General features: G+C 44.3%; 17 protein-coding genes. 1 reads left to right on the forward strand and 16 read right to left on the reverse strand.

The annotated features are described in order from the left end of the window. The 9 genes from EMM73_RS04710 to EMM73_RS04740 form a co-directional block, all read right to left on the reverse strand. Positions 1-1,230, reverse strand: coding sequence for an efflux RND transporter periplasmic adaptor subunit (locus EMM73_RS04710; protein WP_127685306.1), 1,230 nt, complete (start codon positions 1,228-1,230; stop codon positions 1-3). Positions 1,231-1,244: 14 nt separating this feature from the next. Further along, on the reverse strand, positions 1,245-3,350 hold the full coding sequence (locus EMM73_RS04715) for a peptidase domain-containing ABC transporter (protein ID WP_127685307.1): 2,106 nt from the start codon (positions 3,348-3,350) through the stop codon (positions 1,245-1,247). A gap of 2 nt (positions 3,351-3,352) precedes the next feature. Then, positions 3,353-4,057, reverse strand: coding sequence for a hypothetical protein (locus tag EMM73_RS04720; protein WP_127685308.1), 705 nt, complete (start codon positions 4,055-4,057; stop codon positions 3,353-3,355). A 120-nt stretch (positions 4,058-4,177) separates the two neighbouring features. Further along, the gene (locus EMM73_RS20005; protein WP_186435129.1) at positions 4,178-4,339 is read right to left on the reverse strand and encodes a hypothetical protein; all 162 of its coding nucleotides are present in this window, start codon (positions 4,337-4,339) and stop codon (positions 4,178-4,180) included. 108 nt (positions 4,340-4,447) lie between these two features. Continuing rightward, positions 4,448-5,080 (reverse strand): helix-turn-helix domain-containing protein, encoded by a 633-nt coding sequence (locus tag EMM73_RS20455; protein ID WP_127685309.1) that lies wholly within the window; start codon positions 5,078-5,080, stop codon positions 4,448-4,450. 245 nt (positions 5,081-5,325) lie between these two features. Further along, complete coding sequence (locus tag EMM73_RS04730) at positions 5,326-7,467, reverse strand: winged helix-turn-helix domain-containing protein (RefSeq protein WP_127685310.1); 2,142 nt, start codon at positions 7,465-7,467, stop codon at positions 5,326-5,328. Between the two features lie 186 nt (positions 7,468-7,653). Continuing rightward, entirely contained in the window at positions 7,654-10,092 is a 2,439-nt protein-coding gene (locus EMM73_RS04735; protein ID WP_127685311.1) for a S9 family peptidase, read from the reverse strand. Positions 10,093-10,463: 371 nt separating this feature from the next. Then, positions 10,464-10,634 carry a hypothetical protein gene (locus EMM73_RS20010; RefSeq protein WP_186435130.1) on the reverse strand — a complete coding sequence of 57 codons (171 nt, stop codon included), beginning with the start codon at positions 10,632-10,634 and terminating at the stop codon, positions 10,464-10,466. A 176-nt stretch (positions 10,635-10,810) separates the two neighbouring features. Continuing rightward, positions 10,811-12,394 (reverse strand): radical SAM/SPASM domain-containing protein, encoded by a 1,584-nt coding sequence (locus tag EMM73_RS04740; RefSeq protein ID WP_127685312.1) that lies wholly within the window; start codon positions 12,392-12,394, stop codon positions 10,811-10,813. Between the two features lie 418 nt (positions 12,395-12,812). Between EMM73_RS04740 and EMM73_RS04745 the strand changes: the two genes are divergently transcribed. Further along, a complete protein-coding gene (locus EMM73_RS04745; protein ID WP_127685313.1) occupies positions 12,813-14,009 on the forward strand; it encodes a glycosyltransferase in 1,197 nt (398 codons plus the stop codon). A gap of 380 nt (positions 14,010-14,389) precedes the next feature. On the opposite strand, the gene EMM73_RS04750 is transcribed toward EMM73_RS04745, so the two are convergent. From EMM73_RS04750 to atpE, 7 genes are read right to left on the reverse strand one after another with little or no spacing between them, the layout of a single operon-like run. Next, positions 14,390-14,806 (reverse strand): F0F1 ATP synthase subunit epsilon, encoded by a 417-nt coding sequence (locus EMM73_RS04750; protein ID WP_127685314.1) that lies wholly within the window; start codon positions 14,804-14,806, stop codon positions 14,390-14,392. A 25-nt stretch (positions 14,807-14,831) separates the two neighbouring features. Next, positions 14,832-16,217 carry a F0F1 ATP synthase subunit beta gene (atpD, locus tag EMM73_RS04755; protein ID WP_008897146.1) on the reverse strand — a complete coding sequence of 462 codons (1,386 nt, stop codon included), beginning with the start codon at positions 16,215-16,217 and terminating at the stop codon, positions 14,832-14,834. 31 nt (positions 16,218-16,248) lie between these two features. After that, positions 16,249-17,109: a F0F1 ATP synthase subunit gamma gene (gene atpG / locus EMM73_RS04760; RefSeq protein ID WP_127685315.1), complete on the reverse strand. Its 861-nt coding sequence runs from the start codon at positions 17,107-17,109 to the stop codon at positions 16,249-16,251. Between the two features lie 54 nt (positions 17,110-17,163). Further along, positions 17,164-18,705 (reverse strand): F0F1 ATP synthase subunit alpha, encoded by a 1,542-nt coding sequence (gene atpA, locus EMM73_RS04765; protein WP_053423948.1) that lies wholly within the window; start codon positions 18,703-18,705, stop codon positions 17,164-17,166. A gap of 14 nt (positions 18,706-18,719) precedes the next feature. After that, the gene (gene atpH, locus EMM73_RS04770) at positions 18,720-19,253 is read right to left on the reverse strand and encodes a F0F1 ATP synthase subunit delta (protein ID WP_008897149.1); all 534 of its coding nucleotides are present in this window, start codon (positions 19,251-19,253) and stop codon (positions 18,720-18,722) included. A 12-nt stretch (positions 19,254-19,265) separates the two neighbouring features. After that, on the reverse strand, positions 19,266-19,736 hold the full coding sequence (atpF, locus tag EMM73_RS04775) for a F0F1 ATP synthase subunit B (protein ID WP_127685316.1): 471 nt from the start codon (positions 19,734-19,736) through the stop codon (positions 19,266-19,268). A 51-nt stretch (positions 19,737-19,787) separates the two neighbouring features. Next, a complete protein-coding gene (gene atpE, locus EMM73_RS04780) occupies positions 19,788-20,021 on the reverse strand; it encodes a F0F1 ATP synthase subunit C (RefSeq protein ID WP_004335261.1) in 234 nt (77 codons plus the stop codon). Positions 20,022-20,037 lie beyond the last annotated feature (16 nt).

The following is a 20,037-nucleotide window of genomic DNA, read 5'->3' on the forward strand; positions in this document are numbered from 1 at the left end:
TTATTGAGTCAATTTTAGTTGCGCAACAGAGTTTTCAATCTGAAGGTCACTGACAATAATACGGTCACCTGGTGCCAGGCCCGATATCACTTCGATTTGCTGACCTGAGGCCTTGCCGAACTGCACGGGCACCTTGGTTGCAACTTGAAAAGTATCTACCTTAAATAACTCTATTTCCGTATCCTCAGCCACTCCAACTGGCCGGTCGACAAAGTTTACCTGACCTCGGCTTTGTCCACGGATCCGGGCATCCACCATCTGCATAGGGCGGATATCAGCACTTAAATTTTCCGGTAATAGAATATCTACCTGAACTGCACCATCTGCGACCACCGGATCAATCCGCAATACCTGCCCAGTCACAATGCCATGCCGGGTATCCACTTCGGCACTTGCGCCTGGTTGTAATAAACGTACTTGCATTTGTGGCACTTTCACTTCAGCGATAAGCGGCGATAAGCTGCCAACCAGTGCCAGTTCTTCGCCAATATTTACACTCTGTCCCAAACTGACAGGTAAGCGTTGCAACACGCCAGCAATCCCAGCTCGCACCACAAGCAGTTGCTGTTGGTTAGTGGCATTACTAAACTCAGCTTCAGCTTGTTGAATTTCTTCTTGCAGGATCAGCAAATGTTCCTGATGCACTTCTTGCAAGGTATCAAATTTTTGTTTCTCTAATTGGTAACGCTCTTTCAGTTGCTCGGCTTTGGCTCTACTGCGTCTGGCATCCATTGCCGAGATAATACCTGCGTCAGCCAGCGGCGCTTCAGCCTCGACTTGTAGCCCAGCAAGTTCAGCTTCAGATTTAAATTCGGACAAACGTGAACGCTGATCCAATAGTTCGCGCTGCTGTTCCAATGACAGTTTACGACCGTTGGTTTTTTTATTGTGAACATTGGCCATCGCCTGTTGCACAGCTATTTCCAGTGTCGGGTTTTTTAACGTCAGAATAATGCTGTCAGGCTCAACGACCGCACCAGGGCGCAACTTAATTTCATCCACAGTCGCTGCGCTGCTGGCTGTGATCATACGTTGGTTCTGCGACTGCAAACTGCCATAGCCAGTAACTCTTTGGGTAAAGTTGCCGCTTTGTACTGTAGCTATGCTGACAGACGACAAACTCATGTATTGCATGCCTCCAGCAAAACCAATACTCCAACCGCTGATTAAAAGCAGTACCGATATCAGCCCAATGGCACTATAAACCAGTGTGCTCAGATTTTTTTTCATAATTCATCCTATCTTCATGCTCTTGCCATAGTGGCAATCAACTCGGTTAAATCAATAACCCGATCTGCCGCCGCAATAGTCTCTTTGCGGTGCGCCACACTGATACGCGTCATGTTTTTTTGTTTCAGGTACTGATTTACACGTTGTTCGCTCACGCTATCAAGATGGCTGGTTGCTTCATCCAGGAATAAAATTTTGGGTTGGGTATAAAATGCACGAGCCAACAGGATGCGCTGTTTTTGCCCGCCAGATAGCGCACTTCCCAGATCCCCTACCTGAGTATGCAAGCCCATGGGCATAGCCTGTATTTCATCCCAGATAGCAGCACCTTTAAGAGCTTCTTTGACTAATTCAAGATGGGGGGAAGGTTCAAAAAAAGTGATGTTTTCCAGTAAAGAACCGTTGAGCAACTGGTCATTTTGCATCACTGTTGCACAACATTGGCGAAATTGGCGGAACCCTAATGATTTAACAGGCATGCCATCCAGCAACAAGTCGCCTTGCTGTGGCGGTATTAAGCCAGTCATGATTTTTAACAGCGTCGATTTACCTAAACCTGAGCGCCCAATTATTGCAACGGACTCACCAGCCTCCACCCGAAAACTGAGCGCCTGATACAGCCAGGGGGTACTGTCGCTGTAACGAAAATGCAGATTTCGCACTTCCAGAGCACCAATTATCTGCTCTGATTTAAGCGCTACCCTGACTTGGTCCTGTTCCGGCACCTGCATAACGATATCGGACATACGACGCAGATAGGTACCCGCAATCCGAAAACGGAAGATGTTATCAACTAAAGACTGGGCGCTATCGGCAAATTGCTGGCGGTAGGCCAAATAAGCCAGAAACATGCCCAGGCTAAGCGCTCCTTCAATAATAAAAGAGGCACTAATCATCACAATAATCAAATATTCAATTCGGCCAAGTGCGTTTTGGGTAACATCGCTGGCAATGGTTACTTTCTCTCGTTGGATACTGGAGTTTAGTGTATCGGCATAAAGGTTCATCCAACTTGATAAACGGTTATTCTCTTTCGCAAAACTTTTAATCGGCATAATGGCCCGAATAGTTTCAATAAAATGACTATTTTCCTTGGCGTGTTTACTAAGCTGCTGCTCCAGGTGCTCATTTTCTTTGTTGGTCAGGAAAAATCTGATCAAATACAGTGCAACCAGAAAGCAAACCGAAACCAGTGCGAGAGTCTTGTTGTAGTAAAACATGATGGTTAGCGTTGTGATGCTCAATAGTCCATCGACTATAGCCGTAATAAAGCCTCTGCTAATCATACGCTGAACTTCATTAAATGCTTCGAATCTGGACTTGATATCCCCTACATGGCGACTTTCAAAAAAACTGAGCGGCAAATGCAAAAGATGGCGTTGTATATTGGCTTTGACCTGAAAGCTCAGGTTCTTATCCAAATACATTATGGCGGCCGAACGAATAATCTGGGCCAATACAGACAGCATCAACACCAATGAAAAACCGATAAAAACAGACCAGAGCATACTGGTTTGGCCTGAGTTAATCCCTTTATCTATAACAACCCGAATGTAATAGGGAGAGAGCAGTAATAACCCCTGCAACAACAGCGCAATGACCAGAATTTTTCCGAGTGATGCCCATAGGCCATCCACTTTACCTATAAAGTGGCGCAGCGGTATACGAATCCGTTCATCTTTGCGGGCAAAATCACTCGATGGGACCAGTTCAATGACTATACCAGTGAAAGATTCAGAGACCTGATTCCAATCCAGATTTAAGCGTCCTTTTGCCGGATCATGAATAGTGATCCCTTTGCTGTTCACTTTCGCAAGCGTGACGAAGTGATTAAAGTTCCAGTGTAGAATTGCCGGCTTTTTGACTTTTGCCAGTTGCCCGAGATCAAGTTTCAGTACTCGTGCAGACAGGCCTAATTCATCGGCAATATTGACGATTTGTTTTACCGTAACCCCGTGTAAACCAGCGGGGTATTTCTGCCGCATAGCAAGCATATTGGTTTTAAATCCATGGTAGCAAGCCACCATGGCAATACAGGTAATGCCACACTCAGCCACTTCACTTTGCAGATAAACTGGTAGTTGCTGGCTTCTGAATTGAATATAATCAGCAATAAGCATAACTAGCCCTCCTTGATCAGTGCAAAGAAGTTATTACGCTTCACATTGAGCTCAAGCCGAACGTCTGCGGATGGATGAAGCACGCCAGGCTCATAAGGCAGCTGAAGCTGTATCCCCACATTAATTCTGCCTTGCTGAAAAGGTCCAATCACAGAGTGAACTTTTCCCCTGGCCCACAGTGACCCGGCGCGCAGATTTACGACTTGCCCAGGTTGTATCTGATCAGGCTTAGTTCCTGTTAACGAGAAAAAAAACAAATGGTCTTCATTAATTCGCAATACTTTGGCAATGGTTTGAAAAGCCAGAGCAGTAGAGCCTGAGTTCACCATCGCAAAGTAGGTTCCAGACTCACTGCTTTTCAACAAATCAACTTGCTCAAGCTGACTTTTAGAATCGAAAGATCGCACTTGTACTATCACTTGCTCACGATTTATTCGACTGCCATCCATATTCAGATGACGTTCCACAACCACAGGTACAGGAGAAACAATAGGAAAATAGTTTGATTCATGAGCTGCCAGGTTTAATTGTTCGCGACTGACAAAGGGATACACCAAAGCGAAAAAAATAAGCAGACCAAAAGCAATGAACATAATGACTATTGCTTTATCCAACAGATGTGACTGCTGAATAACAGATTTACCAAACTCTTGAGTTTGGTACTGATGCCGCAAAGCCTCTTTCCGAAATAGTTTGAGATAAGACATCATAAGCCTTCTAATGCATGCAATACCGCCACATTTGGACCAATCATTGGCGCCATCAGCCATTCGGTGACCCCATCAGACATTGCAACTATCTGAGTACCCAAAGCATTTATGTTGTGACTAAAATTTCGCAGATTCATCATTCAGTTCAATGTAAACATCTTCCGGATTCAGCAAACCACCCACAATCTTATCCAGTTCATCCAAAGCAGTGACTTCAATAAAGCCTTCTGCTGTGATGGTTGCGGCTAGTGGTTCTTCCAAAGCTATATGATTTTTCATGCTGCACCTCATAGACAAATTTGCCAGCCAGACTATGGATGCTAACCACTGGATATCACCATCACTGTGCTGTGTTTTTTTTATCACCAAAAAATAACCATAAAAAAACTAAATATTATTCATGTAGTTATGAATGAGTTGTTGCCTGTTTGCGCTACCTGTTTTTTGCATACTGTTAGTCAGATGAAAATTCACAGTCCGCTCTGTAATACTGAGAATCCGGCTGATTTCCCAAGAGGTTTTTCCATGAGCAGCCCAGTGAACACATTCAATCTCACGAGGAGTCAGACGCACCTCGACGTCAGGTTCTGTTTCATTTAACCGTCGATAAGTGTCGTAAACGTAAGTACCTACAATTTGCCAAAACCAACCTAGCTTCTCGGCAAACTTTGGCTCTACGTCTTGATTGGTAAACCCCAGAATCAGGCATGCATGATCTGGACGGGAAGTGACAATAGGGATCAGCAGACTGGCTTGTGGTAAAGCTACTTTGGTCAATTTCTCTGAACCAGACCAGCATGGTTTATAGCAATGCAGACATAGCTGTTTAAGTGCTGCGAAGGTAAGCTTTTGCTTGACTCCATCTGGCACTGAACCTATATAGGAGGTACTGTCTCGATGAACAATAAAGCAGCACCAGTCTATATGAGGCAGTTCTGAGAATTGAATCAAATAACGTTCTAACTGAATCAATGTTTCTACCTGATCCAGTTCAGCCAAAGTTTGCTCAAAGAAACTCATAGTGCCTCCCTGAACCTTCAATCAATATCGCAGCTACTGGTCAATTTACACCAGGACAATGGTGGAACAGTTTCACTCTCAGAATTACTCTCAGCCATCAATGCTGAAGGAAATATGAGTACAAACGCAATAACAATGACTTTCATGAAATTCCCCTTTATTAGTAGTGAAGTCAGGGAAATTTTGAATGAGAAACAGCGCGGGGGAAATAACGAGAATCTAATTTTACTGTGGTTAATTTATCACTACTTTATAAGGTAAACAGATAAATCAATGCCACTGAGGCTTGTCATGCGTGTCCCTCGGCTGCTGTAAAGCACAAGACTCCCATTTTGATTAATCGCAAAACGAGGCCGCATTTTTTCGTAAGGAAAACTGGTTTGCCGAAACTCGCCACTGACAAAATCCAACTGGTTTAACCATGTTGATACAAAATCAAAATCGCTCCAAATCAAGGTCTGGTTTTTGACGTACCAGCGGCTAATAAATTCGGTGTTAATGCTATATCCGAGAGCACGAACCTGCCGCAACCCGGTGTCTAACTGATGTAACGCACCGTTTTCAGTCACAGCAATAAAGCCATTGCTGTATTCTCTGGCAGACCTGTAGCCTAACGCGAGTCTTTTGCTACGCTGACTAACACGGTCAAATTGGTGCAATTCCCAATCTCCGACGATCAATTGGCCAAAATAGACTCTTTGACCATCCGATGAAAACGCAGCCTGGCTATCCAGAAGACTTTTCGATGAAGATACTATCTCCACAGAACTTTTGGATACATTCACCACCAGAAGTTGCTCTCCCACATGTAATAACAAGACCCCCTGTTCAGGATGAATATCCAGTAACTCGAGCTTCTTATGGGTGCTAAAAAGAGTTTCTTTATTACCACTGCTTTGATCATACTTCACCAGCATACGTTTATTCTGATCACTGACAACGGCATAATATATATGGTCATGTTCGGAATAGCTCATCATGAGCGTTCCACTGGCAGCGTTAACAATCCGTCCTTCGGACAATTCAGGGGTAAGAATCAGCTCACGAAAAACTGGCTCAACAGCATCTGAATTACGCAATAAATACAATCTGTTATCTGTATTAGCAATTGAGAAATCCGTAATCTGATCTTCAGCCTGCTCCAACAAAATCTGCTCGCTGCCCGACGATAAGCTAACGACACTAAGTTGCTGTTCATCCAGTTTCATCAACGAATTACCGTTCAGCCATTCCAATCGACCAACACGGGCTTGTGTGGCTTTTGAATACACTGTACGCTGCGAGCTTACCTCTTGAATTTCCAACCAATATTCCTGACCACTACGCAAAATAGCACTTGCCAGCCACTGACCATCCAGGGAATGTACTGAATGATAAATGTGATCCAGAGCGCTGCTGCGAGCTTGCACTCGTTCTAAAGTATTTGACTGACTTTGCCAGCGGTATAGCATGGCTGTTCCTTGCTCTGCTTCCATTGCATTAATAAACAACTCTCCTTGTTGTTGACCAGGGCTTACCCGGAAAATCATGAAAAAATTGACAAGAGACTGTTCGCTGACAACGCGCTTATTCTCATCGAGCAGTAAAAGATAGACCGAAGAGTTACCCACCACTTCATCGACAACAAAAAGTGAGTTGTCATTATTAAATTCCAGCATTGATGGTTGCTGTGCACTGGTAGACAAAAGGTGAATATCTTTGGTTTTGCGGTTTTTCAGATAAATTTGCCAAGGTTCACTCTGGTTTAAACGACCAATAAAAGCCAGATATCGCCCATCCGGAGAGACTGTCAGCCCCTTTTTCTCGCCAGCTATGGTCGTAATCACCTGACTGGGTAGATGCCAAAGCTCAGAAATATCAGATTCAGTTTTTCCTCTTGGAAAAAAGAACAGTAAGAGAATAACCAAGACACCAAAAACAACAAAGCCCGCTATAGTGAGGATTTTAGCGGGCTGAAAAGCAATTGGCTCAAACTGTTCCGGCCTTGCGGTATAACCACCCGACACTTCAGCCATACCCGCTATCATTGTAGTTGCGATCAACTTCGGATGATCTGGGGTGACAAGGTCCGTATCTTCACTGATATAGCAAATCAACTTATAGCCACGTTTTGATAGCGATTTAATGTATTTGGGGTCAGCGACATTAGTATCGTCAAACAGGTTTCTGAGTTTTTTGATTGTTCCTCTGACAGCAGTATCACTGACTACACGACCAGACCAGACATGTTGATGCAATTCCTGCAAGCTGATATAACGATCACGATGTAAATACAAGTAAGCAAGCAGCTCCAATACCTGAGGCTCGGCTTCTAACTCTTTTTCGCCAGAAAACAAAACTTTGCTACTGGTATCGAAAATAAACTCTCCAAGAATAACCTTAGACATACACCCCAAATAGGCACAAAAAACCTAATGGCATTATTGTCTGTAAAAACTTACAGGGCAAGAAAATTATCCGTAGCAGGTAAAATTGTAAAGATTTAGTTTATATGCAGAGTTTTACGTCGTATAAGACGATCTGCTGCATAGCTTAGGAAACGACGATGAAACAGAGTAAGGCAAAGGCTTTGCCTATTTTCTGGCTGAATGCTGATTAACCTGCGCACACTGCCGTAACCAATCCGATTGAGCAACAAGCATTTGTTGAATGGTTTCTTTATAACGGTAGGCATGTCGTTCATTATTCAATAATAACAACTTGGCAGGTACGTGATGGGCTTTTAATGCCTGAAACATCATTTCAGATTGTAATGGAGCTGTACCTGGGTTTTCATCAGCCAAACCGTGGATCAGTAATACAGGGGTTTTTATCTTGTCCGCATGGAAAAATGGGGATAGTTGCTGATATAAATCAGGTACCTGCCACAAGGTTCGTTTTTCTCCCTGAAAACCCAAGGGGGTCAGCGATCTATTGTAAGCACCACTTCGTGCTATTGCACAGCGAAAATCTGTGCGTTCTGTCAGCAAGCTTAAAACACTAAAAGCACCGTAAGAGTGTCCCATCAATACCAGCCGGGTAGTATCAATACGGCCGGTCTGTTCCAGGGTTTTAATCAAAGACGACATGTTAAGTTGCTGCTGACTCATAAAAGTATCATTTGGTTCTTGACCGTTCTGGCGGACTATAGGGATCTGACTGGCATCCACAACCGCATAGCCATCTAATAGTGCAATCTCAGGTCCTTGCGGATCAAGAAGCTTAAATCCAAGGTGTTGTGATGGTTTTACTTGTTGCTGATGACTATGATACTCGCGAGGGTAAAGCCAAATCACTGCGGGTAACAACTCATTACTCTGCCTTTTCGGCAGATACAGCTGGCTGTACAACTGCACACCGTCACCACGTTCAAATTCCAGTAATACAGGCTTTGGTACTGAAACCAGATCATCGGAATGCCAATCATACAAAGGTTTTTCGTCGCCGTTGTTATAGTGTATTTGCAAAGATGGAGCTCTCTGAGGTGTCTCGGCAACAAGCATCAGCCATTCTTTCTCGCCCGTTGTTCTGAGATAAACGGGTTTTCTTTGTTGATCTAGGCTGTCGCTTTTAAAAGCAACGCTCTGTTCAGACGCCTTTCTGCCTTGCCTGACTACATAAACTCCATCCCCCCAGCGGTGCTGCCCCTCAGCTTGAAAATACACCTCTTGCCGCTGATTACTGATAAGCTCAATTCTCCCATCGGGCAACAACTGGGTGAGCAGATTGCCGGGAAACTCAGCACTATTGGTATAATCGTATTGAGTTAACAGACTTTCTTTCTGCTGTGCTGCGTTAAGTTGCAAGCTCCAGTACCTAAGCTGCTTTTGGCCTGCATGAAAATCGCTATACACAAGCCGACCTTCCTTTGTCAGATAGAATTGATGTAAACGCCAGTTTGTTTTAAAAAGTTCTGTTACTCCTTTTGTAAATGGAGCTTCAAAAGACATCACAGCATCACGATATCTTGCATCAATTCTATGCCCCTGCGGTTCCACGCTCTCCACCCAAATCACTGTAGCAGGTTGATCCGGCCGCCACTGCACAAGACGGGCGCCTTTGGCAGCAGCATCTGGCTCCCTTGCCCGCAGTCGATCCGTCTGCAGCTTTGGCAAGACGGCTTTTACCTCTGAGGTTAAGATGTCGACAACCTGATACTCTCGAGCCAACCTATTGATGCGGATCCCAGGTTGTACTTCATCCGAAAGATGCTGAACCAATAGATACCGCCCATTCGGGGAAACACTGATGGCCTCCAGTAAAAGCACTGACGTCAAAGAGCGTACTTCCCCATTTTTATGCAGCAGAACAGCTTGTTGACTCAACAAGGCTTTAAAGTTTTGTCGGGCTAGCTCCGTATCAAGTGTATTTCGATAGATCCGAGTCTGAACTGACTGCCCCTCCCAACTTTGCAGCGCAGCAGCTGGCGGTTTTGCTGCATTGATAGAATGCATACGGCTGTGCCGAAGAATAATGCTTTGGCTATCAGGCATCCATACGATGGAAGGTGAATCTAATTGTCCTGATACCTCAATATCCGACCAAAGCTCAAGCTTTTGCTGAGATATATCAAAGCGCCAGATATCCAACACCTTGTCACTCACACCAATGAAGGCAAAGCTTTCAGAGTCGGGAGCCCAACGCACATCACGAACTGTCCGCTCTGGCAATGACAGGTCTTTGCTACGACCGGTACTGATATGAATTAGTTGTACTGTGTTGATTAGAGTAGTGCTGACTTCCAAAGGTCGCCCCAGGTAAAACTCTCGGCCTAAGAACTCTATTCGCTCCAAATTACTTTCGTCGTTAAGAGATGGGTACTTGTTACCATTTGCCAGAATAAGCCACTGTCGATCCGGCGATAACCGCATCAAATCTGGTCCGACACTTTTCATCAGGCGCTGATAATCAAATGATAACTGACCTGATGTCTGGTCGGCCTCTTCTGCTGTGAGAGGCAAGACACTGAGGGCTATACATAAAAACAAAATATGGCAGGTAATCATCAGCACGTCAGACCATCGAAGTGACATTTATGCCTCCAATAACACAGGTCATTCTCTCCACAGCTAAAGTAGTCCAGTTGTTACCTGTTCTGGATATAAGGCCAAACCACAGCTTGGGCCCCTAGTTTCTTTAAGTGGTAATAATGCAAAGGACCCAAATATTCATCTGTGGACGAGGCAGGGCTGCTCGCGCCCTGCCTTTTCACATGAACCCAGTAGAATTAACTCGCGTAAAAACGAACGATGTTCTGACCGAATACGCAAAAGTCTGATGACCAGCTGGTGCTTTGTTTGACCACAGCGAGCTATAGCCAAACAAAGCAACACAGAGAGGTACAAAAAGAATGCAAATTCAGTGACGCAGCCTATTCCGAATTCAGATTTCCCAGTAAAGGGCCTTACTCAACCTGCTGGCTTTCTTTATAGCTACCACAAGCGAAACCGATACATTCGGAATCGTCAGCTTGCTCTGGATTCGTACCACCTGATATTTCATCCAGCAACTCAGGTGAAACCTCATCTGGAGTAGCAGAAGCTTTCTTTTTAGTCAGATCTTTAAATTCAGTCATATTAAACCTCATAAATAAATTGATACTTGGTTTTTTATTAAACCAGTTGGACCACCTTCCGCAGAAACTCTGCGACTTGTCGTTACAACAAGATGTTTAACAACGACTCAGAAAACTATTTTCGTTTTTAACTGAGCCAGATTTTGTTATAGGATTGTTTGTGTCATGCTAAAACCTTAGGAGACAACCAGCATATCTTCTCTGGTTTTTATATATGCTTCTGCCACACTGGCTCTGAATCTTTTCCCGTACCCATCACAATAGTTAGAATGCAAAGTACCGGTCTTTTCTGAAGCATAAACGGCACAACCGCCACCACAATGCAGAGCATAACGACATTGTGAGCACACAGAATTAGATACAACACTTCTTGAGCGCCAATTTTTTTCCTGCTCATTGAAAAACATTAAGCCGGCATATTTATCAACAGTGCCAATCCTGATGTTTTTATCTCCTGTTTTTTCCCAACAGGCATAAATGTCGGCAAGCGCGTCAAAAAGATACATTCTGTCATGTGCTGCGCAGTAATTAGTCTTAATACCTGAGGATGCTTTCTCTGGATTCTTAAATATACCTATGGCTTGATTTCTCATTTTATCGCCATCAACTGAAAACAATGCAGTCTGCGGATGCTGGGCGCGCATCATCTCCATTTCTTTATTTAACTTTAATGTAGTCATACATTGCTCTTTATCAGTATTGTCATTAAGAGCATGTATGGGTGCCAGATAAGCACCAAAATTGGCTTGTTCATGCCATTTTTTAGAATGAATGAAAGAAGATAACGCAGGTAAATCATTAATGTTTCCGTAGTCCACATTGACACGAACATTAATAAAAACTCCTTTTGACAAGGCTAAATCAATGTTACTGGCAATTTTAGCGAAACTGCCTGAACCATCCGGATAGATCCGTCTTTTGTCATGTTCTTCAGGTTTACCATCTAAAGTAATCTGAATTTCGCTGATGCCATCCTTACCTAGCAGATCATGGTAAAACTCAAGTTCAGTGCCGTTGCTTGTTGCTGAGAAGCTGGCCGAACTCAGTGTTTTCGCTTTATCCATAATGTAACTAATGATGTCACGGTTCGCTTTTAAAAGCGGCTCACCGCCAAAGAACGAGATATGCCTGTGCTGTCTCTCTTCAGATAATTCAAAACCATGTTTTTCTTCAATCAGCGGCATACTGGCAAAGATACGATCCACGGTTTCCTTATCCATCAACTTCAAGAATTTTTTAAAGCTGGGTTCTTTTCTCATATGATCCTGAAAGCAATATGGGCAGCGCAGATTGCAATCATAGGTGGGCATAAAAAGGTAACGAGGCATATTCATAGATGATTTACGCCGTTTCACCTCTACATAACGTTTAAAGAAGGCCAACTCTTCATCACTTGTTCTTTTTGTTAAAAAACCATAGTGCACAAGCTGCTGAAAGGTTTCTTCTGTCGGTTTTTCTGGCTCGCCCTGAAACTCAAAATCATCTTGCCACTCTCCGTACAACGGACGAGGCGGGCGCTTAAGTTCAAGCTTCCTTAGGTATGCAGCCACCTTTTTTGATACCAATATTCTATGCCCCAGATAACCATGAACAAGAATCATAGCCTCATCGTTATCCGGTAAGTCGACATAAATAGTGTATTGGCTTGTTCGATGAGCACTCAATGATGGACCATATGAAGGCTGTTCCTTTAAAACTGTACCATCAACCGGCAGATCGTTTTGGTCAGATAATCTAAAAATCTGAATGACATTTTCCATGCGGCACCTACTTGAACTTTTTTTAATACAAGATGGAAAGAGTTTTTTGTTTATCAAACAAGTCACTCCGTTCTGACCTTTGCTGTATTCTGAATTCTGATCTTTGCCATTTACCTAAAAAAACAACATACATATTTCACATAATTGATACAAAGTTCCATTAACCACAAGATTTATAGTTTTTCGGTTGATCGTCAACCTGCAAAATATGACAGGTAATAGGCTCACTCGATGGACTCCGTTTGCTTTCACCAGGGCGTCGACAATTAGGAAAGTGATGGAGATAGGTCAGGCGCTGCGGATTTAAGCTATAGCTTTATAGGATTGGCTTACCTGATATTTTCTACAGGTTTCGACTTAGGAAAATTTGGTTAGACTGATTTTTATGTCTAAATACCAGAAGCAATCCGGAGTCGCCATGAGAATTCTAATTTGTACTTTTGACAGTTTTGGCTTTCTTTACCCTATGATAGGACTGGCGAATAGTTTCAAACGGCTCGGATATGATATCCATTTTATTGGTAGCAAAAGCATCAAAGAGATTGTTCTTAAACAAGGAATTCGATGGATAGAACATGATAAAGAAAGTAAAGATGCATTTTTAATTAAACGCTTTGGTGACCTTGAGGACATTTCCAACCAGATCAAGTATGTTGAATATGCAGTTTCAAATTTTAGTTATGATTTAGTTGTAACATCTCCTTTGTCCTTTGGCACAATTCTGGCCGCTGAAAGATATAGCCTGCGTGTTGTTACTCTTGGTTTTTTTTCATATTTATGGGTCAACGATATAAATATATTTGGTCTTCCTAAAAAGATTCATGACCACTGCAAGTGGCGTACGACAGATATGTTTAATACCTATATGAAATCAAGGGCTAGTCTTGGCTTTCAAAAAATCAACCATGATTTATCTCGTATTCCGTTTACAGGTGATTTGATGCTTCAGAGAAGCGTTCCTGGTCTAATGCACAAAATAGGGGGTATACCCGAAAAAACTGTTCCCTTTGGTTCTTGTATATGGGAACCGGAAACAGTGAGTGATACAGAAGAAATGTTAGAAAATTGGCTTAACCTTACGAAGAATAGAGATCGAAAAGTATTGTATGTAAATCAAGGACGAACATTCTATATGAAGGGATTCTGGAGTTTGATCAAGTCAATATTTGGCGCTTCTGACTACTTAGTGATAGCTGATGTGAACAGGATGGACGGCTTTGTTGGTGAAGTACCAGACAACTTTTTTCTTGCTAACCATATACCCATCAGAGCGGTAGTTTCTCATGCAAGTTTGTTTATCTCAGCTGGGCATACAACGTCTGTACTCGCTGCACTTGAAAACGCTATACCAATGCTGTTATTTCCTAGTGGAGGAGAAACAGTAGATAACTCGTTTTACTGTGAAAAAATTGGCGTGGCAACTGTCTTTCATGAAGACTCATACAATGAGCAGCAAATCTCTGAGACAGTAGATCGCATTATAAAGGAACAAAAATTCAGCGAGACCTGTAGGCAAATGAGTAATGAATTTGCTCTCTACAAAGGGGATTCTTATCGCTCTGGATTAATAAAATCAGCAGCTTTGAGGTTGTCTGGTCATTTATATGCTCCTTAAGCTGGACGTAACGGAGAGCTTTATTTTTACAGCGGGTTTCAGAGTCAATTACAATGCAAATTTGACACACACTGGCAGTTACTCTGATATGACAATTTCAATAGTGAGCGATGTGCTGATTGCTTGGGCCGCTGGTTAACCAGAATTCTCCCTCACGAGCAATCCTGCGGCTGCTCAACGCTAGGCTTTTGTCTGTTCGTCAGGGCCAGCATTTTGCTTTCAGCTTCCTTCAGATTTNGCCGGGTGTGTAGAGGACTTACACCTCTTAGTCACTAGTTTGACTACCACAGTCGATCTGGTTGCGCTTACGCGCAACGCGCCATGCCTGCCGACCTATAAAAAAAGCCACCCTAAGGTGGCTTTGTCATACAGTAATCCGCTTATTTTTTGCGAAGTTTCTGAATTAAACGTAACTGGGCAATAGCTTCAGCTAATTGAGCTGCAGCTTCTGCGTAGTTGAAGTCTGCGCCTGCATGTTGCATCGCTTCTTCAGCACGTTTTTGAGCAGCTAATGCAGCTTGCTCGTCCAGATCTTCAGCCCGTACCGCAATGTCGGCCAGCACTGTGATGCTATGAGGCTGAACTTCCAGCACACCACCAGCAACGTAAATCAGATGCTCTTCGCCAAACTGTTTGACGATACGAACCATACCAGGCTTGATTCCAGTAAGAAGCGGAATGTGGCCAGGTAAAATACCCAGCTCACCTTCACTACCTGTTACCTGAATGGATTCCACCAGACCAGAAAAAATCCGTTCTTCGGCGCTTACCACATCCAGTTGTACTGTCATTGCCATTTCGCTCTCCTAAAGCTGCAGTTGATTACAGCTTCTTCGCTTTTTCGATGGCTTCGTCGATAGAACCAACCATGTAGAAGGCTTGTTCTGGCATGTGATCGAACTCACCGTCCAGAATACCTTTGAAACCACGGATAGTTTCTTTCAACGGAACGTATTTACCTGGTGAACCAGTGAATACTTCAGCAACGAAGAATGGCTGAGACAGGAAACGTTGGATTTTACGTGCACGGTAAACCACAGTTCTGTCTTCATCAGACAACTCATCCATACCTAAGATGGCGATGATGTCTTTTAATTCTTTGTAACGTTGCAGCACTGACTGCACGCCACGGGCTGTATCGTAGTGTTCTTTACCAATCACTAACGGGTCCAGCTGACGTGAAGTAGAGTCCAGTGGATCGATTGCCGGGTAGATACCCAGTGAAGCGATGTTACGAGACAATACAACTGTCGCATCTAAGTGAGAGAACGTAGTAGCTGGTGACGGGTCAGTTAAGTCGTCCGCTGGTACGTAAACCGCTTGTACAGATGTGATAGAACCAGTTTTGGTTGAAGTGATACGCTCTTGCAGTACACCCATCTCTTCGGCCAGCGTTGGCTGGTACCCTACTGCAGATGGCATACGGCCTAACAGAGCTGATACTTCAGTACCGGCCAGGGTGTAACGGTAGATGTTGTCCACGAAGAACAGCACGTCACGGCCTTCGTCACGGAACTTCTCGGCCATAGTCAGACCTGTTAAAGCTACACGTAAACGGTTGCCTGGCGGCTCGTTCATCTGGCCATACACCAGTGATACTTTGTCCAGTACGTTTGAATCGTTCATTTCGTGATAGAAGTCGTTACCTTCACGAGTACGCTCACCTACACCGGCGAATACAGAATAACCACTGTGCTCTATTGCGATGTTACGGATCAGTTCCATCATGTTTACGGTTTTACCAACACCAGCACCACCGAACAGACCTACTTTACCGCCTTTAGCAAACGGACATACCAGGTCGATAACCTTGATGCCTGTTTCTAACAGAGCGTTTGAAGCGGCTTGATCTTCGTAGCTTGGTGCGGCACGGTGGATAGGCATACGCTCATCTTCACCGATAGGACCAGCTTCGTCGATTGGCTCGCCTAATACGTTCATGATACGACCTAAAGTCGCTTTACCTACTGGTACGTGAATGGCTTTGCCAGTGTTAGCCACTTCAGCGCCACGACGTAAACCGTCAGTTGAACCTAACGCGATAGTACGTACAGTACCGCCGCCCAACTGCTGTTGTACTTCAAGTACTAAACCAGCCAGGTCGCCGCTTGTTACGTTTAACGCGTCATAGATACCAGGTACCGATTCTTGTGGAAAGTCGATATCCACAACGGCGCCAATGATTTGGACTACCTTACCTTGACTCATGTTTAATCCTCTAATTTCTGTAACCTTAGCCTTAAACGGCAGCGGCCCCACCGACGATTTCGCTCAGTTCCTGGGTAATAGCTGCTTGACGTGCTTTGTTGTAAACCAACTTCAGGTCATCCATTAAGCTACCAGCGTTGTCTGTTGCGGCTTTCATCGCAACCATACGGGCAGCTTGTTCGCTGGCGCCGTTTTCAACTACACCCTGGTACACCTGAGACTCCACGTAACGGCTCAGTAATTTGTCTAAAATCACCTTTGGATCCGGTTCGTAAATGTAATCCCAGCTATGGCTTTTCGCTGCTACGTCTGCTTTTGGCAAAGGTAAGAGTTGTTCGATCACTGGCTCTTGTTTCATGGTATTTACAAACTTGTTGTAGACCAGGAACAAACGGTCAATACGGCCTTCTTCGTATGCTTTAAGCATCACCTGAACCGAACCAATCACATCAGCCAAACGTGGGGTGTCACCAGCTCCAGCTTGTTGTGCCAGCACTTTGCCGCCAAAACGTTTGAAAAACGCTGTAGCTTTGTTGCCGATCACCGCAATTTGAGCCTGGGCTCCCTGCTCTTTCCAGCTTTTCATGTCCAGAGCAATACGTTTGAACTCATTGGTATTTAAGCCGCCGCAAAGGCCACGGTCTGTCGATATCACAATGTAGCCAACACTTTTCACCGGACGTTCCGTTAAATACGGATGACGGTATTCAATGCTGCCGTTTGCAATATTGCCGATCACTTTGCGCATACCTTCAGCGTATGGACGGCTTTGTGCAACCCGCTCTTGCGCTCTGCGCATTTTGCTGACTGCTACCTTTTCCATTGCGCTGGTGATCTTACGAGTATTGTTAATACTCCCGATCTTACTTTTTATCTCTTTTGCGCCGGCCATGACTAATCTCCGAAAGTTTCAACGACCGGGTGCGGTTACCCGCACCCGATATGTTTACCAAGTCTGAGTTGCTTTAAACTTCTCAATAGCGCCTTTTAATGTCGCTTCGATTTGGTCGTTGTAGTTACCGGTTTTGTTCAGATCAGCCATAAACGCTGCGTGCTCTGAGTGCATGTAAGCAATTAAAGCAGCTTCAAAATCAAGGATTTTGGCAACTTCGATGTCTTTCATGTAGCCTTTTTCGATAGCGAAAATAGACACACCCATGTCAGCTACGCCCATTGGCGCGTATTGTAACTGTTTCATCAGTTCAGTAACTTTCTGGCCGTGGTCTAACTGCGCACGAGTCGCGTCATCCAGGTCAGAAGCGAACTGAGCGAACGCAGCCAGTTCAGAGTACTGAGCTAAGGCTAAACGGATACCGCCACCCAGCTTTTTGATGATTTTGGTTTGAGCAGCACCACCAACACGAGATACCGAGATACCAGCGTTTACAGCTGGACGGATACCGGCGTTGAATAAACCAGATTCTAAGAAGATCTGACCGTCAGTGATCGAAATTACGTTGGTTGGAACGAACGCAGAAACGTCGCCAGCCTGAGTTTCGATGATTGGCAGTGCAGTTAATGAACCAGTTTTGCCTTTCACTTCACCGTTAGTTAAACGCTCAACATAATGTTCGTTGACACGAGATGCGCGCTCTAACAGACGGCTGTGGAGATAGAATACGTCACCTGGGTAAGCTTCACGGCCTGGTGGACGACGTAACAACAGAGAGATTTGACGGTAAGCAACGGCTTGTTTAGACAAGTCATCGTATACGATCAGTGCATCTTCACCGCGGTCACGGAAGTATTCACCCATAGTACAACCAGAGTATGGCGCCAGGAATTGCAGTGCAGCCGCTTCAGAAGCTGAAGCTACAACAACAATAGTGTGGGCCAGAGCGTTATGCTCTTCCAGTTTACGTACTACGTTAGCGATAGTAGAAGCTTTTTGGCCGATAGCGACATAGATACATTTCACGCCAGAAGTTTTCTGGTTGATGATGGCATCGATAGCTAAAGCCGTTTTACCCGTCTGACGGTCACCGATTAACAATTCACGCTGACCACGACCGATTGGGATCATGGAGTCAACTGACTTGTAACCAGTTTGCAGAGGTTGGTCTACTGAACGACGATCGATAACGCCCGGAGCGATTTTTTCTACTGGTGCAAAACCAGCAGCATCGATTGGGCCTTTACCGTCGATTGGCTCACCTAAAGTGTTGACCACACGGCCTAATAAGCCTGGGCCAACTGGTACTTCAAGGATACGGCCAGTAGATTTAACTTTTGTACCTTCACGCAGGTCCGCATATGGACCCATAACTACAGCACCTACTGAGTCGCGCTCAAGGTTTAATGCGATAGCGTAACGGTTGCCTGGAAGCTCAATCATCTCACCCTGCATACAATCAGCAAGGCCATTGATACGAATAATACCGTCTGTAACTGCGACTATAGTACCTTCGTTGCGAGCTTCACTGACAACCTCAAACTGCTCAATACGTTTTTTGATCAGTTCAGAAATTTCAGTGGAATTCAGTTGCATGCTCTAATCCCCAATTATGACTGCAGTGCAGTAGCTAAACGATGTAATTTGCCACGAACCGAGCCATCAATAACCATATCACCGGATTTGATAACCATACCGCCAACGACGGCCGGATCTACACTGCAGTTCAATTTTACTTTACGTGCTAAACGTTGCGATAAAGCTTCAACCAGTTTGGCTTGCTGAGCTGCGTCTAATTCGGTCGCAGAAACCACTTCTACAGTGGCTTCTTTTTCATATTCAGCTTTTAACTGAATAAAGGCGTCGAAGACTTCAGGCAAAGCAACCAAACGGTGGTTTTCAGCCATGATCCGGATCAGGTTTTGGCCCGAACTATTCAGCTGTTCTGCGCATACTTTGATAAAAAAGTCAGCTTGCTTTTCTGAAGAACCTAAAGCATGTAACCGTGAAGCTACTTCAGTGGTTTTTGCAACTTCAGCTGCGAAAAACAACATGGTGGCCCATGAATCCAATGCTTTTTGTTCTACAGCAACGTCAAAGGCTGCTTTAGCATAAGGACGAGCAACGATAGTCAGTTTAGACATGGCTCACCCTCATTAAAGTTCTGCGACCAGTTTATCCAGGATGTCGCTGTGTGCAGCTGCATCAATAGAACGCTGAAGAATTTTTTCAGCACCAGCTACAGCTAACACTGCAACCTGCTTGCGTAATTCTTCTCTGGCTTTAATACGTTCAGCGTCGATTTCGGCTTTAGCCTGAGCAAGAATTTTCTCGCGCTCAGACTGAGCTTTAACAGAAGCTTCATCAATAATTTGTTGTTCACGCTTTTTAGCTTGATCAATTAATGCAGAAGCCTGTGTTTTGGCTTCAGCTAATTGCTGCTTAACCTTGTCCTGAACCAGACGTAAGTCTTGTTCAGCACGGTCAGAGGCTGCTAAACCGTCAGCAATTTTTTGCTGACGAGCTTCTATAGCACCAATCAATGGTGGCCATACAAACTTCATGCAGAACAGCACGAACACTGCGAAAGCTATTAACTCTCCGAGTAGAGTGGCGTTAAGATTCACGACCCCTCCTCCTATTAAAGTTGTTGTTCATTAAAAAATGAGTGTTTTGAATTACAGAACGAACAACAACACCATCGCAATACCAACACCGATCATCGCTACCGCATCGATCAGACCTGCAAGGATAAACATTTTAACTTGCAGTGAAGGAGCTAACTCTGGCTGACGGGCACAAGCTTCTAAGAACTTACCACCCATGTTACCGAAACCAATTGCAGTGCCGATAGCACCGAAACCGATCAGCAGAGCAACAGCGATATATTTTAAACCTAATACTAGTTCCATTTTTTTCTCCAAAGTT

Source organism: Rheinheimera sediminis (assembly GCF_004005375.1).
Classification (GTDB): domain Bacteria; phylum Pseudomonadota; class Gammaproteobacteria; order Enterobacterales; family Alteromonadaceae; genus Pararheinheimera.

Coding starts and splice junctions, on each gene's coding strand:
- EMM73_RS04710 (WP_127685306.1), bottom strand. CDS start 1,230: ATGAAAAAAAATCTGAGCACACTGGTTTATAGTGCCATTGGGCTGATA.
- EMM73_RS04715 (WP_127685307.1), bottom strand. CDS start 3,350: ATGCTTATTGCTGATTATATTCAATTCAGAAGCCAGCAACTACCAGTT.
- EMM73_RS04720 (WP_127685308.1), bottom strand. CDS start 4,057: ATGTCTTATCTCAAACTATTTCGGAAAGAGGCTTTGCGGCATCAGTAC.
- EMM73_RS20005 (WP_186435129.1), bottom strand. CDS start 4,339: ATGAAAAATCATATAGCTTTGGAAGAACCACTAGCCGCAACCATCACA.
- EMM73_RS20455 (WP_127685309.1), bottom strand. CDS start 5,080: ATGAGTTTCTTTGAGCAAACTTTGGCTGAACTGGATCAGGTAGAAACA.
- EMM73_RS04730 (WP_127685310.1), bottom strand. CDS start 7,467: ATGTCTAAGGTTATTCTTGGAGAGTTTATTTTCGATACCAGTAGCAAA.
- EMM73_RS04735 (WP_127685311.1), bottom strand. CDS start 10,092: ATGTCACTTCGATGGTCTGACGTGCTGATGATTACCTGCCATATTTTG.
- EMM73_RS20010 (WP_186435130.1), bottom strand. CDS start 10,634: ATGACTGAATTTAAAGATCTGACTAAAAAGAAAGCTTCTGCTACTCCA.
- EMM73_RS04740 (WP_127685312.1), bottom strand. CDS start 12,394: ATGGAAAATGTCATTCAGATTTTTAGATTATCTGACCAAAACGATCTG.
- EMM73_RS04745 (WP_127685313.1), top strand. CDS start 12,813: ATGAGAATTCTAATTTGTACTTTTGACAGTTTTGGCTTTCTTTACCCT.
- EMM73_RS04750 (WP_127685314.1), bottom strand. CDS start 14,806: ATGGCAATGACAGTACAACTGGATGTGGTAAGCGCCGAAGAACGGATT.
- atpD (WP_008897146.1), bottom strand. CDS start 16,217: ATGAGTCAAGGTAAGGTAGTCCAAATCATTGGCGCCGTTGTGGATATC.
- atpG (WP_127685315.1), bottom strand. CDS start 17,109: ATGGCCGGCGCAAAAGAGATAAAAAGTAAGATCGGGAGTATTAACAAT.
- atpA (WP_053423948.1), bottom strand. CDS start 18,705: ATGCAACTGAATTCCACTGAAATTTCTGAACTGATCAAAAAACGTATT.
- atpH (WP_008897149.1), bottom strand. CDS start 19,253: ATGTCTAAACTGACTATCGTTGCTCGTCCTTATGCTAAAGCAGCCTTT.
- atpE (WP_004335261.1), bottom strand. CDS start 20,021: ATGGAACTAGTATTAGGTTTAAAATATATCGCTGTTGCTCTGCTGATC.